Raw genomic sequence first — 15,134 nt, 5'->3', positions numbered from 1 at the left:
ATAGCGGGATACTGGAAAAGGTATTAGGCATGCAGAAAGAAAAACTTTCCGCTTTAATGGATGGTGAGACGCTGGATAGTGAGCTGCTCAACGAGCTGTCTCATTCTCCCGAAATGCAAGAGACCTGGGAGAGTTACCATCTCATCCGTGACACGCTGCGCGGTGATACCGGAGAGGTTCTCCATTTCGATATCTCAGCCCGCGTGATGGCGGCCATCGAGAATGAGCCTGTTCATCAGACCACTCCGCTGATTCCTGAAGCGCAACCCGCACCGCACCAGTGGCAGAAAATGCCGTTCTGGCAAAAAGTGCGTCCGTGGGCCAGCCAGCTCACCCAAATGGGGGTGGCTGCATGCGTATCGCTTGCAGTTATCGTTGGCGTCCAGCACTATAATACTCAGTCTGAAACTAATCAGCAGCCAGAAGCGCCAGTGTTTAACACACTGCCGATGATGGGCAAAGCCAGCCCGGTAAGTCTGGGCGTACCGGCTGATGCCTCCGCCAGCGGCGGTCAGCAACAGCAGGTTCAGGAGCAGCGCCGTCGCATTAATGCGATGTTGCAGGATTATGAGTTGCAGCGTCGTCTGCACTCTGAACAGCTTCAGTTTGAGCAGGCCCAAACTCAGCAAGCTGCTGTGCAGGTGCCCGGAAACCAAACTTTAGGAACGCAATCGCAGTAATGAAGCAACTTTGGTTCGCCATGTCTCTGATGGCGGGTAGCCTGTTCTTCTCTGCTAACGCCTCGGCTGATGTTTCATCCGGGGCGTTGTTGCAGCAAATGAATCTGGCCAGCCAGTCACTCAATTACGAGTTGGCATTTATCAGCATCAACAAGCAGGGCGTCGAGTCGTTACGCTATCGCCATGCCCGTCTTGATAACCAGCCGCTCGCCCAGCTTTTACAGATGGATGGCCCGCGTCGGGAAGTTGTCCAGCGTGGCAACGAAATCAGCTATTTCGAGCCCGGTCTGGAGCCTTTCACCCTGAATGGCGACTATATCGTTGATTCTCTACCGTCGCTTATCTATACCGATTTCAAACGACTTGCTCCTTACTATGATTTTATTTCGGTAGGGCGTACCCGTATTGCAGACAGGCTGTGTGAAGTGATCCGCGTGGTTGCGCGCGATGGCACACGCTACAGCTATATCGTCTGGATTGATGCGGAAACCAAGCTGCCGATGCGCGTGGACCTGCTCGACCGCGACGGCGAGACGCTTGAACAGTTCCGCGTCATCTCCTTCAGCGTGAACAATCAGGTTGGCAACAGCATGCAGAATCTGGCGAAGGCCAGCCTGCCGCCGCTGCTTTCTGTTCCTGCAGGGGACTCCGCTAATTTCAACTGGGTTCCTTCCTGGATACCGCAAGGCTTTAGCGAAGTGTCCAGCAGCCGTCGTCAGTTGCCCACCATTGATACGCCGGTTGAATCACGACTCTATTCCGATGGCTTGTTCAGCTTCTCGGTGAATATCAACCGCGCAACGGCAAACAGCGCTGAACAAATGCTTCGTACCGGGCGTCGTACGGTCAGCACCACGGTTCGCGATAACGCAGAAATCACGATTGTGGGGGAATTACCTCCGCAGACGGCGAAGCGCATTTCAGACAGCATTAAATTCAGGGCCGCACAATGATTAAAGAGTGGGCGACCGTCGTCTCGTGGCAGAATGGTATTGCGCTGGTCAGCTGTGATGTTAAAGCCTCATGCAATAGCTGCGCATCCCGAGCCGGTTGTGGCAGTCGCGTGCTGAATAAGTTAGGGCCACAGACATCGCATACAATCTCCGTGGCGAGCGAACAGCCGCTGGTGGCGGGTCAGAAGGTGGAACTGGGCATTACGGAAGGCAGTCTGCTGAGTTCCGCGATGCTGGTCTATCTCTCCCCGCTGGTGGGGCTGTTTGTCATGGGCGGCTTTTTTCAGATGCTGTTTGGTACCGACGTGGCCGCCATGTGCGGCGCAGCTTTGGGTGGCGTAGGCGGATTCTGGCTTGCCAAAGGCATCTCACCGAAGCTCGCCGCGCGCGATGAGTGGCAGCCCGTTATTCTGAGCGTTGCGCTGGCGCCTGACCAACTTCGCGTCGAGACGCTCTCTTCTGAGGCCCGGTGATCCACCGGGCTTTATCATTATTTACATCTCAAAAAAGAAAACGCCATTTCTTCGCGCTATGCTTGGCTCTAAGTGCATTTCCAGGTTGCGGGTATGTAGTGTAGAATGCTGCGTTTTCGCACTGAAAAACGTCAGGCTAAGAACAGCGGCCTCCAGGAATTCGTAAGGCATAATTATTTAACTATATGAAGAACATACGTAACTTTTCGATCATTGCTCACATTGACCACGGTAAGTCGACGCTGTCTGACCGTATTATCCAGATTTGCGGTGGCCTGTCTGATCGTGAAATGGCAGCCCAGGTACTGGACTCCATGGACCTGGAACGCGAACGCGGTATCACCATCAAAGCGCAGAGCGTGACGCTCGACTATAAAGCTTCTGATGGCGAAACCTATCAACTGAACTTTATCGACACCCCAGGCCACGTTGACTTCTCCTATGAAGTATCACGCTCGCTGGCGGCCTGTGAAGGTGCGCTGCTGGTGGTCGATGCCGGGCAGGGCGTTGAAGCCCAGACCCTGGCGAACTGCTACACCGCGATGGAAATGGATCTCGAAGTTGTGCCGGTTCTGAACAAAATCGACCTGCCAGCCGCCGATCCTGAGCGCGTGGCGGAAGAGATTGAAGACATTGTCGGCATTGACGCGACCGACGCCGTACGCTGCTCCGCGAAAACCGGTGTGGGTGTGACCGACGTGCTGGAACGCCTGGTACGTGATATTCCGGCCCCGGAAGGCGACCCGGATGGTCCATTGCAGGCGCTGATCATCGACTCCTGGTTCGATAACTACCTGGGCGTGGTCTCTCTGGTGCGTATCAAAAACGGCACCATGCGTAAAGGCGACAAAATCAAGGTCATGAGTACCGGACAGGTCTACAACGCAGACCGTCTGGGTATCTTCACGCCAAAACAGGTTGACCGTACCGAGCTGAAATGCGGCGAGGTAGGCTGGCTGGTCTGCGCGATTAAAGACATCCTCGGCGCGCCAGTAGGTGATACCCTGACTGGCGCGCGTAACCCGGCAGACAAAGCGCTGCCTGGCTTCAAAAAGGTGAAACCGCAGGTTTACGCGGGTCTGTTCCCGGTCAGCTCTGACGACTACGAAAACTTCCGCGATGCGCTCGGCAAGCTGAGCCTGAACGATGCTTCCCTGTTCTATGAGCCAGAAAGTTCAACGGCGCTGGGCTTCGGCTTCCGCTGCGGCTTCCTCGGCCTGCTGCACATGGAGATCATTCAGGAACGTCTGGAGCGTGAATACGATCTGGATCTGATCACCACCGCACCAACGGTAGTCTACGAAGTAGAAACTACCTCGAAAGAAGTGATCTACGTCGACAGCCCGTCCAAGCTGCCGCCGCTGAACAACATTCACGAGCTGCGCGAGCCTATCGCAGAATGTCACATGCTGCTGCCGCAGGAGTTCCTGGGGAACGTTATTACGCTCTGTATTGAGAAGCGTGGCGTGCAGACCAACATGGTTTACCACGGTAACCAGGTGGCGCTGACCTATGAAATCCCTATGGCGGAAGTGGTACTCGACTTCTTCGACCGTCTGAAGTCTACCTCCCGTGGCTATGCGTCACTGGATTACAACTTCAAGCGTTTCCAGGCTTCCAACATGGTGCGCGTGGACGTGCTGATCAACGGCGAGCGTGTAGATGCGCTGGCGCTGATCACCCACAACGACAATGCGCCGTACCGTGGCCGCGAGCTGGTTGAGAAGATGAAAGATCTGATCCCGCGTCAGCAGTTTGACATTGCGATTCAGGCGGCCATCGGTAACCACATCATTGCCCGCTCAACCGTGAAGCAGCTGCGTAAAAACGTTCTGGCGAAGTGCTATGGCGGTGACGTCAGCCGTAAGAAAAAGCTGCTGCAGAAGCAGAAAGAAGGTAAGAAGCGTATGAAGCAGGTCGGTAACGTTGAGCTGCCGCAGGAAGCATTCCTTGCCATTCTTCATGTCGGTAAAGACGGCAAATAACCTTTAAGGAGTTGGCATGGCGAACATGTTTGCCCTGATCCTGGTCATCGCTACGCTGGTGACAGGCCTGCTGTGGTGTCTGGATAAGTTTATCTTCGCCCCAAAACGCCGTGAACGTCAGGCTGCCGCGCAGGCAGCGACTGGCGATGCGCTTGACGCGAAAACCCTGAAGAAAGTTGGCCCGAAACCGGGCTGGCTGGAAACGGGCGCGTCGGTGTTCCCGGTGCTGGCGATTGTGCTGGTGGTACGTTCGTTTATTTATGAGCCGTTCCAGATCCCATCGGGATCAATGATGCCAACGCTGCTGATCGGTGATTTTATTCTGGTTGAGAAGTTTGCCTACGGCATCAAAGATCCGATTTACCAGAAAACGCTGATCGAAACGGGGCATCCGAAACGTGGCGACATCGTGGTGTTTAAATATCCGGAGGATCCGCGTCTGGATTATATTAAGCGCGCGGTGGGTCTGCCGGGTGATAAAGTGACCTACGATCCGGTTGCGAAGGAAGTCACCGTTCAGCCGGGCTGCAGCTCCGGTACCGCGTGTGAAAACGCGCTGCCAATCACCTACTCAAACGTTGAGCCAAGTGATTTCGTGCAGACTTTCGCCCGTCGTAACGGCGGTGAAGCGACCAGCGGGTTCTTCCAGGTGCCAAAAGGCGAAACCAAAGAGAACGGCATTCGTCTGGTTGAGCGCAAAGAGGCGCTGGGCGATGTCTCTCACCGCATTCTGACCGTGCCAATCGCGCAGGACCAGGTGGGGATGTATTACAAACAGCCGGGTCAGCAGCTGGCCAGCTGGATCGTACCGCCGGGACACTACTTCATGATGGGCGATAACCGCGATAACTCCGCGGACAGCCGTTACTGGGGCTTTGTGCCGGAAGCGAATCTGGTGGGTAAAGCAACCGCGATCTGGATGAGTTTTGAGAAGCAGGAAGGCGAGTGGCCGACCGGCGTGCGCCTGAATCGTATTGGCGGAATCCATTAATTCTCAGGAAAAGAACACGTAGCCGCGTTATTTCGCGGCTACGTGAATTATTTCCTCGATAAATCTCTTTGAACTAACGACATCCCCTGTCGTTGTGTATAGAATATTCCCCCGAAGTTTAAGGTTGGCCCTGCAAGGGTGCCACGGCACACGAAACCGCGTTGGTTTTCTCAGGTCGGTTTCGTGTGCTGCATTTTTGACGCATTCATTTATTGGTATCGCATGAACCCCATCGTAATTAATCGGCTTCAACGGAAGCTGGGCTACACTTTTCATCATCAGGAGTTGTTGCAACAGGCATTAACCCATCGCAGTGCCAGCAGCAAACATAATGAGCGTCTCGAGTTTCTGGGTGACTCTATTTTAAGTTTCGTGATTGCGAATGCGCTTTATCATCGTTTCCCGCGCGTGGACGAAGGTGATATGAGCCGCATGCGCGCCACGCTGGTGCGCGGCAACACCCTCGCTGAAATCGCGCGCGAATTTGAACTGGGCGAATGTCTGCGTCTTGGGCCGGGTGAACTGAAAAGCGGCGGCTTCCGTCGTGAATCTATTCTTGCCGATACGGTCGAAGCATTAATTGGTGGCGTGTTCCTGGACAGCGATATCCAGACCGTAGAAAAGCTGATCCTTAACTGGTATCAGACCCGTCTGGACGAAATTAGCCCGGGCGATAAACAAAAAGATCCGAAAACGCGCCTGCAGGAATATTTGCAGGGCCGTCATCTGCCGCTGCCATCCTATCTGGTGGTGCAGGTTCGTGGCGAAGCGCACGATCAGGAATTTACCATCCATTGCCAGGTCAGTGGCCTGAGTGAACCGGTGGTGGGCACAGGTTCGAGCCGCCGTAAGGCTGAACAGGCTGCCGCCGAACAGGCGTTAAAAATGCTGGAGCTGGAATGAGCGAAGAAAAAACCTATTGCGGATTTATTGCCATCGTCGGACGTCCGAACGTCGGCAAATCCACCCTGCTGAATAATCTGCTTGGGCAGAAGATTTCCATCACCTCGCGTAAGGCGCAGACCACGCGTCACCGCATCGTCGGCATCCATACTGAAGGCGCGTATCAGGCGATCTACGTCGATACCCCTGGCCTGCACATGGAAGAGAAGCGTGCCATTAACCGTCTGATGAACAAGGCGGCGAGCAGCTCCATCGGCGACGTAGAACTGGTGATTTTTGTTGTGGAAGGCACCCGCTGGACGCCGGACGACGAAATGGTACTGAACAAGCTGCGTGACGGCAAAACGCCGGTGATCCTCGCGGTCAACAAAGTTGACAACGTGCAGGAAAAAGCTGACCTGCTGCCGCACCTGCAGTGGCTGGGCAGCCAGATGAACTTCCTCGATATCGTTCCGCTGTCTGCTGAGACCGGCCTGAACGTCGATACCATCGCGGGCATCGTACGTAAGCACTTGCCGGAAGCGATTCACCACTTCCCGGAAGACTACATCACCGATCGCTCTCAGCGCTTTATGGCATCTGAAATCATCCGTGAAAAGCTGATGCGTTTCCTGGGCGCCGAGCTGCCGTACTCTGTGACGGTGGAGATCGAGCGTTTCCAGAGCAACGAGCGCGGTGGCTACGACATTAATGGCCTGATCCTCGTCGAGCGTGAAGGGCAGAAGAAGATGGTGATCGGCAACAAAGGCGCCAAGATCAAAACCATCGGTATCGAAGCCCGTAAAGACATGCAGGAGATGTTCGAAGCGCCAGTTCATCTGGAACTGTGGGTGAAGGTGAAATCTGGCTGGGCCGATGATGAGCGTGCTCTGCGCAGCCTCGGTTACGGCGAAGATCAGTAACTCAAGACGACGAGTATAATGGAAGGTTGGCAGCGCGCCTTCGTTCTCCATAGTCGTCCCTGGAGCGAAACCAGCCTGATGCTGGACGTCTTCACGGAAGAGTCGGGCCGCGTGCGCCTTGTTGCGAAAGGCGCACGTTCCAAACGTTCTAATCTGAAGGGTGCCCTACAGCCTTTTACGCCGCTGCTGGTTCGCTTTGGCGGGCGAGGGGAAGTCAAAACCTTGCGCAGCGCTGAAGCCGTCTCTCTGGCGCTTCCCCTTTCTGGCATCACGCTCTACAGCGGTCTGTATGTCAACGAGCTCATCTCCCGCGTCCTTGAACATGAGACTCGCTTCTCGGAACTTTTCTTCGATTATCTGCACTGTATCCAGGCACTGGCGGGTGCGACCGGCACGCCCGAACCCGCCCTGCGTCGTTTCGAACTGGCGCTGCTGGGCCACCTCGGGTACGGCGTGGATTTTCTGCACTGCGCAGGCAGCGGTGATGAGGTGGAAGACACCATGACCTACCGCTACCGCGAAGAAAAAGGCTTTATTGCCAGCGTCGTCGTTGATAACAGTACTTTTACCGGACGCCAGCTCAGAGCACTTTATGAACGCGAGTTTCCGGACGCCGATACCCTGCGCGCAGCAAAACGCTTTACCCGGATTGCCCTCAAGCCGTATCTTGGCGGCAAGCCCTTAAAGAGCCGCGAATTATTCAGGCAGTTTATGCCCAAACGTTAGACCACAGCATCAGAAAGAAAACCGAGGATTGTCATGGCTGAATTACTGTTAGGCGTCAACATCGACCACATCGCCACCCTGCGCAACGCGCGCGGCACGGCGTATCCCGATCCGGTTCAGGCGGCGTTTATCGCTGAACAGGCTGGTGCAGACGGCATTACCGTTCACCTGCGTGAAGACCGCCGCCACATTACCGACCGCGACGTGCGCATTCTTCGTCAGACGCTGGACACCCGTATGAATCTGGAGATGGCGGTCACCGAAGAGATGCTGACCATTGCCTGCGAGACCAAACCGCACTTTTGCTGCCTGGTGCCGGAAAAACGCCAGGAAGTGACCACCGAAGGCGGGCTGGACGTGGCGGGGCAGCAGGACAAAATGCGCGATGCCTGCAAGCGCCTGGCGGATGCCGGTATCCTGGTTTCTCTGTTTATCGACGCCGATTTCGCGCAGATTAAAGCGGCAGCCGACGTGGGCGCGCCATATATCGAAATTCACACCGGCTGCTATGCCGATGCTAAAAACGATGCCGAGCAGGCCAAAGAGCTGGAGCGTATCGCCAAAGCGGCCACCTACGCCGCGAGCCTGGGACTGAAGGTTAATGCCGGTCACGGCCTGACCTACCACAACGTGAAGGCCATTGCCGCCCTGCCGGAAATGCACGAGCTGAACATCGGCCACGCCATTATTGGCCGCGCGGTGATGAGCGGCCTGAAAGAGGCGGTATCAGAGATGAAACGCCTGATGCTGGAAGCGCGTCAGTAATGGCCATTTTGGGCTTAGGCACCGATATCGTCGAAATAGCCCGCATTGAAGCGGTGATCGCCCGGAGCGGCGATCGCCTGGCAAGGCGCGTGCTGAGCGATAACGAATGGGCCATCTGGGAAGCGCACCAGCAGCCGGTGCGTTTTCTGGCAAAGCGCTTTGCTGTAAAAGAGGCGGCAGCCAAAGCGTTCGGGACCGGCATTCGTAACGGCCTGGCATTTAACCAGTTCGAAGTTTTTAATGATGAGCTGGGCAAACCGAGCCTGCGTCTGTGGGGTGAAGCGCAAAAGCTGGCGGAGAAGCTGGGGGTGAATCATATGCACGTGACGATCGCAGATGAACGCCACTATGCCAGCGCGACGGTGATTATCGAAAGCTAAATTTTGTCCGCGTGGTGCATCAGGACAAATTTATCCCACAGCTGCTCTTCGCTCTCGACGTGTGTCGGATCCTTCAGAATAGTGTTGGGGATCGGGCACACCTTCTGACAGGTCGGCGTCTCATAGTGGCCGACGCATTCCGTGCAGCGGTCGCTGTTAATCTCGTAAATGCTGTCGCCCATCGAAATCGCCTGATTCGGGCATTCGGGTTCGCACATATCGCAATTGATGCATTTTTTGGTAATTAACAGCGCCATCAGGAAATTCTCAGAAACAACACAAACTGGGCGGGCATTATACGCGTCAAACCAGTTTCTTTACCAGTTCTTCGCTGTGACGAATGCGCTCAGGCGCGCGCTCCAGATCCTGCTGTACCAGCGCCATAAACAGCAGATCCGTCAGCATCATTTGTGCGCTGGTGGACGAAATTGCCGCGCTGCGCGTGGCCTGCTCTTCGGCAATGGTATACAAACAGCGCGTTGCCCGCTGCTGCAGCGCATTTGGCGTAAAGCCGGTGATCGCCAGAATTTTGCCGCCGACGCGCAGGGCTTCGTCGGTCGCCATGTTGATCTCGCGGCGTTCACCGGAGTAGGAGATGGCCAGCAGCAGATCGTCAGGATCCATCGCCTGCACGGTCGCCAGCAGGGCGTGCATATCCTGCTCGACGATGGCGTTAAAACCGATTTTAGTCAGCTTCCAGCCAAAATTACGCGCCACCAGACCGGACGCGCCAATACCGGTCAAAATAATACGCCGCGCCGCCCGCAGCATCGCCACGCTTTCCAGTAATTTCTCTTCGGTATTCACGTCCAGCGTGGCGTGCATGGCCGCCACGTTCTCCTTGATCAGCTTTTCCCCAACCAGACGCATCGGGTCATCGCCGCGGATCTGGTTATGCACCGGCATGGACTGCGGATTCGGGTTACTCACCAGCGCTTCGCTGATTGCCAGCTTAAGAGCGGGAAAACCCTTAAACCCGATCTTCTGGGCAAATTTCACCACGCTTGACTGGCTCACTCCAGCTTCGCTTGCCAGCTGCTGTGAGCTGAGGTGGCGGGCGCGATCGGGCTGAGAAAGCAGAAAATCCGCCAGCTTTTTGTCGCTTTGAGCAAAGCCGGCGTAACGCTGGCGAATGCGAATTAAACAGTTCATGAGTACTCCCGGCGGAAATGTGATTGTCTGCGCAAAAACAAATTCTGCTCGCCTGAATGAATTTTATATTCCATTATAGTGTGATTATTATGAATTAAAAATTCTTGAGGTACAAAAAATGAATCTTGGCTCACTTGTTTCTGAAACGCGTAACCCGCAAACCATGGATCTGGATGCGCTCTCCACCCTGGAGCTGGTTAACCGCTTTAATCAACAGGATACGCTGGTCGCGCAGGCAGTGAAAGAGACATTGCCAGAGGTGGCGAAAGCGGTCGATGCGGCGGCGGAAGCTCTTAAGGCCGGTGGTCGCATTATCTATATGGGGGCCGGTACCAGCGGGCGTCTCGGGGTGCTGGATGCCTCGGAATGTCCGCCCACCTTTGGCGTTCCGCACGGCCTGGTGGTTGGCCTGATTGCAGGTGGTCCCGGCGCGCTGCTGAAGGCTGTTGAAGGGGCGGAGGACAACAAACAGCTGGGTGAGGATGACCTGAAGGATCTGAACCTGACGGCGAACGATCTGGTGGTCGGCCTGGCGGCATCCGGGCGCACGCCGTACGTCATTGGCGGCCTGGAATACGCCAATCGGACCGGCTGCACGACGGTCGCCATCTCCTGCAACCCCGGCTCGCCGATTGCGCAGGTGGCCGCTATCGCCATCTCTCCGGTCGTTGGGCCGGAAGCGCTCACCGGCTCCACGCGCCTGAAATCAGGGACCGCGCAAAAGCTGGTGCTCAATATGATCTCCACCGGTGCGATGGTGAAGTTCGGCAAGGTCTACCAGAACCTGATGGTCGATATGCAGGCCACCAACGTCAAGCTGGTGGACAGAGCCTGCCGCATGGTGATGGAGGCGACAGGCGCGGGCCGTGAAGAGGCAGAAGCGGTGCTCAGGCAGACCGATCACGACGTTAAACCGGCCATTTTAATGATCTTAAGCGGGCTGGACGCGGCGGCCGCGCGAGCCAAACTCGACGCGCATAACGGCTTCTTACGGGCGGCATTAGAAAACTAGCAGAGGCGTTTATGGACAAAACAGCAGCGCTCGCCAGCGATATCCTGCAGGGGATAGGCGGGGAACAAAATATTCAGCGTCTGGAAAACTGCATGACGCGCGTGCGCGTCGAGGTGCATAACGATGACCAGCTTGACGTGCCGGGCCTGAAGAAGCTGTCCGGCGTCAGTGGCTACGTGAAACAGGGGCAGCAACACCAGCTGATCGTCGGGCCGGGCAAGGCGGCGCAGGTTGTCGATGCCATGCGCGCGCTGATGGTCGGCGGTGCAAGCGTGACGGTTGACGACGCTGAACGCACCAAAGCGCAGGCGAAGGCCAAATACAAAGCTCCCATGAGCGATGCGCTGCGACAGCTGGCAAACGTCTTTATCCCGCTGATCCCGGCGTTTATAGCTTCCGGCTTGATCACCGGGATCATCAACATCCTTAAGCGGCCAGATATCGTCGGGGATTTTGCCACGCAGTATCCGAACCTGCTGGGCATTCTCGGGATCTTCGGCAGCGCGGTGTTTGCCATTATGAACATCCTGGTCGGGGTCAATACCGCGAAGGTGTTTGGCGGCTCGCTGGCCATGGGCGGCGTAATGGCAGGGATCTTGTCCAGCCCGCAGCTGGCGCAAATCACGCTGTTTGGCGAGGCGCTCCAGCCTGGTCGCGGCGGGGTGATTGCCGTGCTGCTGGTGGTTATTCTTATGTGCTGGATCGAGAAAAAGCTACGCGCGGTTCTGCCTGGCTCGATTGAGCTGATCCTCAACCCGCTGCTGACCACGTTAATTACCGGTAGCGTCGCGATTGTGGTCCTTCAGCCACTAGGCGGGTGGATCTCTGACGCCATCGCCCACGGCGCGTCTCTGGCTATCGACCGCGGCGGCCTGCTGGTGGGGGCGGTGCTGTCAGGTACCTTCCTGCCGCTGGTGCTGACCGGCCTGCATCAGGGGCTGGTGCCGATCCACGTCGAGCTGGTGCAGGCGCACGGTTATAACGCGCTGCTGCCTATTCTCTCGATGGCGGGCGTCGGGCAGGTGGGGGCAGCGATTGCCGTCCTGATGAAAACCCGCAACGCGCGCCTGAAAAAAGTGATTAAAGGGGCGCTGCCGGTCGGGCTGCTCGGCATTGGCGAGCCGCTGATATTCGGCGTCACGCTGCCGCTGGGTAAACCGTTCCTTGCGGCCTGTCTGGGGGGCGCGGTAGGCGGGGCACTCATCAGCTACTGGAAAGTCGCCACCGTTATCACCTTTGGTCTCTCCGGTTTACCGCTGGCATTAACCATCGTGACCGGAAAAGTCATGCTCTATCTGTTAGGCTATTTAGTAGCGGTGATCGCCGGGTTCCTGTTTACCTGGCTGTTAGGATTCAACGACCCAGAGGAGTAAGGTTTGGCCAATCACGAGCGTCGCGTTGTCTTTTTCGATCTGGATGGAACGCTGCATCAGCAGGATATGTTTGGTACGTTTATGCGCTACCTGCTGCGGCGTCAGCCTCTGAACGCGCTGCTCGTCTTACCGCTCTTACCCCTCATTGGCATCGCGCTGTTGGTAAAAGGCCGGGCGGCGCGCTGGCCGATGAGCCTGCTGCTGTGGGGATGTACGTTTGGCCACAGCGAAGCGCGGCTCAAACAGCTCGAAAAGGAGTTCGCTCTCTGGTTCCGCGGCCACGTTGCCGCGTTTCCCGTGGTGCAGGCGCGCCTGACCAGCTATCTTGACGCCAACGATGCCGATATCTGGCTGATTACCGGCTCCCCGCAGACGCTGGTGGAGCAGGTCTACTTTGATACCCCCTGGCTGCCGCGCGTAAACCTTATCGCCACGCAAATTTCCCGCGGCTACGGCGGCTGGGTCCTGACGATGCGCTGTCTGGGGCATGAAAAAGTGGTCCAGCTGGAAAAACGCATCGGCACGCCGCTGCGCCTTTACAGCGGCTACAGCGACAGCAAGCAGGACAACCCGCTGCTCTATTTTTGCCAGCACCGCTGGCGCGTTACTCCCCTCGGTGAACTTCAGCAACTCGAATAGTCTTATCTATAAGGGCTGTGTATAATGCCGCCCGCTTTTAGACTGGAGTATCAGCCCTTGTCCACCTCAGAACACAATCATGAATACTGGATGCGCCACGCGCTGGCGCTGGCTCAACGGGCCTGGGACGAGGGTGAAGTGCCCGTGGGCGCGGTGCTGGTTCATAACAACCGGGTGATTGGGGAAGGGTGGAACCGTCCTATTGGCCGCCACGATCCTACCGCGCACGCCGAAATTATGGCGCTTCGTCAGGGCGGGCTGGTGCTGCAAAACTATCGTCTGCTTGATACCACCCTGTACGTCACCCTTGAACCCTGCGTGATGTGCTCCGGGGCGATGGTGCACAGCCGAATCGGTACCCTGGTGTTTGGAGCGCGAGATGAAAAAACCGGTGCGGCCGGTTCACTGATGGACGTGCTGGGTCATCCAGGAATGAATCATCAGGTGCAGACTATCGGTGGGGTACTTGCACCAGAGTGTTCGGGGCTATTAAGCGATTTCTTTCGAATGCGCCGTCAGCAGAAAAAGCAACAAAAGGCAGAATTGAAGTTGTCGGATGATTAAGCTCGTCCGGCGCTACAACCGGATAACTTTCCGCCAGCTGTTTTGCCTCTGTTGCCTCTTTCTCTTTCTCCAGCAGATAGCCGACCAGGCTAATCTGATACTTACGTATATTTTCCACGTAGGCGTAGGCTTCATGTCCGCGCGCGTAGCCATACGTCAGCTTGTTGTACCATGGCTTCTGGCTCAGCAGCGGCAGGCGCTGTTTTACGTCTGACCAGCTGTCCGGGTTTCCCTTCGTTTTCGCCGTCAGAGCCCGCGCGTCAAGCATGTGCGCGTAGCCCATGTTGTAGGCCGCCAGCGCAAACCAGATCCGTTCCTCTTCCGGCACGGTTTCCGGGACTTTAGCCATCATATCCTGCAGGTAGCGCGCCCCGCCGCTGATGCTCTGTTCCGCATCGGTACGGTCGTTAACGCCCAGGCTCAGCGCGGTATTTTTGGTTAACATCATCAGTCCGCGTACGCCCGTTGGCGACGTGGCCTGGGTGTCCCAGTGGGACTCCTGGTACGAGATAGCCGCCAGCAGTTTCCAGTCAATCTCCTGGGCATATTTTTCGAAAAGCGGCTGCAGGTCAGGCAGGACGCTGTCAACCGCGCGCAGGAAGCTGCGGGTGTCAACGTAGTCAAAGTCATCCCCGTGGCCGAGGTACTTCTCCTCAAGTCGCGCCAGCGTGCCGTCTTCATTGATGGTGTTATAAAAATCCAGCATGGCCGCCGAGAGGGTCTGGTCATCATCCAGATGGGTAAACCAGGTCACCGGCTGTTCGTCCGTCACGTCCAGCGCCACGGCGATTTCAGGATGCACCCGCTGGAACAGGCTGATCGCCACCGAATCGGCGATGGTGTAGGGCAGTTTCTGATCTTTGACCTGCTCCAGCAGCTCCGTCGTGCCGAGTTTAGGGTCAACCGTCCAGCTCAGATCCGGGTATTTTTTCTCTTTTAACTCACGCAGGTCGTCAATCACTACGTGGCCGGGAGCAATCGTCAGCTGTTGCGCGTTGATCGAGGCAAGCGTACGCGGGCGCAGGCTCCCGACGCGATAAACCAGCTGCTGGGAAACGGAGTAGTAGGTCGGGCCCGGCTGGTAGTTCTTGCTGCGCTCGCTGTTATAGACCAGCCCGGCAGCGAGGATATCGGCGTTGTTGTTGTCCAGGTCGTCAAACAGCTGGTTGATGTTCTGGCGGACGGTAATTTTAAGCTTCACGCCCAGATAATCGGCAAACTGCTGCGCCAGCTCATAATCCAGACCAATAATTTTGCCGTTGATGTCGCTGTAAATCAGCGGAGAGTTGAGGGTACTGACGCGCAGTTCCCCCCGCTCCTGAATGGCGGCGATACGATTTTCGGCTTTGCCGAACCAGGGGATGGAAGGCCAGAGGGCCACTGCCAGCAGCAACGTTACAATGCCGATGAGCAGATAATTAATCTTTAATTTTTTCAATTAGTTAATTCTCTGCGACGCCGGTTGCCTCAGTCTGCTGTAGCCATGTTAATCATAAGGTTTGTCATTGAATGAGCGGCATTTTGCGTAAACTTGCGCCACTTGGCAACCAATTAGAGAGACAGGTCACATCTATTGTTAAACGCTGAAGTCAATTTTATTTCGACGCAAACGGTTTCGTCGGCGCTCAGGATTCTC

17 protein-coding genes are annotated in these 15,134 nt (G+C 56.3%); 14 read left to right on the top strand and 3 right to left on the bottom strand.

All coding sequences use genetic code 11. The features are described 5' to 3' along the window. Window positions 1-29 precede the first annotated feature (29 nt). From rseA to acpS, 10 genes are all read left to right on the top strand, one after another. Complete coding sequence (gene rseA, locus ACTJI7_RS11105) at window positions 30-680, top strand: anti-sigma-E factor RseA (RefSeq protein ID WP_014832926.1); 651 nt, start codon at window positions 30-32, stop codon at window positions 678-680. Next, window positions 680-1,633, top strand: coding sequence for a sigma-E factor regulatory protein RseB (rseB, locus tag ACTJI7_RS11100; RefSeq protein WP_041908666.1), 954 nt, complete (start codon window positions 680-682; stop codon window positions 1,631-1,633). The genes rseA and rseB overlap by 1 nt, the downstream gene beginning before the upstream one ends. Further along, window positions 1,630-2,106: a SoxR-reducing system protein RseC gene (gene rseC, locus ACTJI7_RS11095; RefSeq protein WP_063155423.1), complete on the top strand. Its 477-nt coding sequence runs from the start codon at window positions 1,630-1,632 to the stop codon at window positions 2,104-2,106. The genes rseB and rseC overlap by 4 nt, the downstream gene beginning before the upstream one ends. A 185-nt stretch (window positions 2,107-2,291) precedes the next feature. Continuing rightward, a complete protein-coding gene (lepA, locus tag ACTJI7_RS11090; RefSeq protein ID WP_028014099.1) occupies window positions 2,292-4,091 on the top strand; it encodes a translation elongation factor 4 in 1,800 nt (599 codons plus the stop codon). Window positions 4,092-4,107: 16 nt separating this feature from the next. Continuing rightward, a complete protein-coding gene (gene lepB / locus ACTJI7_RS11085) occupies window positions 4,108-5,082 on the top strand; it encodes a signal peptidase I (protein WP_136431148.1) in 975 nt (324 codons plus the stop codon). Window positions 5,083-5,304: 222 nt separating this feature from the next. Continuing rightward, window positions 5,305-5,985, top strand: coding sequence for a ribonuclease III (rnc, locus tag ACTJI7_RS11080; RefSeq protein ID WP_003860711.1), 681 nt, complete (start codon window positions 5,305-5,307; stop codon window positions 5,983-5,985). Continuing rightward, complete coding sequence (gene era / locus ACTJI7_RS11075; protein ID WP_028014097.1) at window positions 5,982-6,887, top strand: GTPase Era; 906 nt, start codon at window positions 5,982-5,984, stop codon at window positions 6,885-6,887. The genes rnc and era overlap by 4 nt, the downstream gene beginning before the upstream one ends. A gap of 18 nt (window positions 6,888-6,905) precedes the next feature. Further along, window positions 6,906-7,613 (top strand): DNA repair protein RecO, encoded by a 708-nt coding sequence (gene recO, locus ACTJI7_RS11070; RefSeq protein WP_028014096.1) that lies wholly within the window; start codon window positions 6,906-6,908, stop codon window positions 7,611-7,613. A gap of 33 nt (window positions 7,614-7,646) precedes the next feature. Further along, window positions 7,647-8,378 carry a pyridoxine 5'-phosphate synthase gene (pdxJ, locus tag ACTJI7_RS11065; RefSeq protein WP_041908673.1) on the top strand — a complete coding sequence of 244 codons (732 nt, stop codon included), beginning with the start codon at window positions 7,647-7,649 and terminating at the stop codon, window positions 8,376-8,378. Beyond that, on the top strand, window positions 8,378-8,758 hold the full coding sequence (gene acpS, locus ACTJI7_RS11060; protein WP_023294331.1) for a holo-ACP synthase: 381 nt from the start codon (window positions 8,378-8,380) through the stop codon (window positions 8,756-8,758). The genes pdxJ and acpS overlap by 1 nt, the downstream gene beginning before the upstream one ends. Here acpS and ACTJI7_RS11055 read toward each other — a convergent pair. Together ACTJI7_RS11055 and ACTJI7_RS11050 are read right to left on the bottom strand one after the other, a co-directional pair. Further along, window positions 8,755-9,015 carry a YfhL family 4Fe-4S dicluster ferredoxin gene (locus ACTJI7_RS11055; protein WP_028014093.1) on the bottom strand — a complete coding sequence of 87 codons (261 nt, stop codon included), beginning with the start codon at window positions 9,013-9,015 and terminating at the stop codon, window positions 8,755-8,757. The two genes, acpS and ACTJI7_RS11055, sit on opposite strands and share 4 nt — an antisense overlap. 46 nt (window positions 9,016-9,061) lie before the next feature. Beyond that, entirely contained in the window at window positions 9,062-9,910 is an 849-nt protein-coding gene (locus tag ACTJI7_RS11050; protein WP_028014092.1) for a MurR/RpiR family transcriptional regulator, read from the bottom strand. Between the two features lie 118 nt (window positions 9,911-10,028). Here ACTJI7_RS11050 and murQ point away from each other — a divergent pair, with 118 nt between their 5' ends. Genes murQ through tadA form a run of 4 tightly spaced genes read left to right on the top strand, consistent with a single transcriptional unit; the run spans window position 10,029 to window position 13,498 of the window. After that, window positions 10,029-10,922: an N-acetylmuramic acid 6-phosphate etherase gene (gene murQ / locus ACTJI7_RS11045; protein WP_047364180.1), complete on the top strand. Its 894-nt coding sequence runs from the start codon at window positions 10,029-10,031 to the stop codon at window positions 10,920-10,922. An 11-nt stretch (window positions 10,923-10,933) separates the two neighbouring features. After that, window positions 10,934-12,295, top strand: a complete 1,362-nt coding sequence (locus tag ACTJI7_RS11040) for a PTS transporter subunit EIIC (RefSeq protein ID WP_028014090.1) — start codon at window positions 10,934-10,936, stop codon at window positions 12,293-12,295. 3 nt (window positions 12,296-12,298) lie between these two features. Further along, entirely contained in the window at window positions 12,299-12,934 is a 636-nt protein-coding gene (gene yfhb / locus ACTJI7_RS11035; protein ID WP_028014089.1) for a phosphatidylglycerophosphatase C, read from the top strand. A gap of 24 nt (window positions 12,935-12,958) precedes the next feature. Next, window positions 12,959-13,498 carry a tRNA adenosine(34) deaminase TadA gene (tadA, locus tag ACTJI7_RS11030; protein ID WP_048338854.1) on the top strand — a complete coding sequence of 180 codons (540 nt, stop codon included), beginning with the start codon at window positions 12,959-12,961 and terminating at the stop codon, window positions 13,496-13,498. Here tadA and mltF read toward each other — a convergent pair. Further along, window positions 13,386-14,936, bottom strand: a complete 1,551-nt coding sequence (mltF, locus tag ACTJI7_RS11025; protein WP_028014088.1) for a membrane-bound lytic murein transglycosylase MltF — start codon at window positions 14,934-14,936, stop codon at window positions 13,386-13,388. The two genes, tadA and mltF, sit on opposite strands and share 113 nt — an antisense overlap. Window positions 14,937-15,134: the final 198 nt, after the last annotated feature.

Source organism: Enterobacter sp. 22499 (genome assembly GCF_052044815.1).
Taxonomy (GTDB): domain Bacteria; phylum Pseudomonadota; class Gammaproteobacteria; order Enterobacterales; family Enterobacteriaceae; genus Enterobacter; species Enterobacter bugandensis.
The sequence above is the reverse complement of the archived record's forward strand: the minus strand, read 5'-3'. Positions and strand labels throughout refer to the sequence as shown.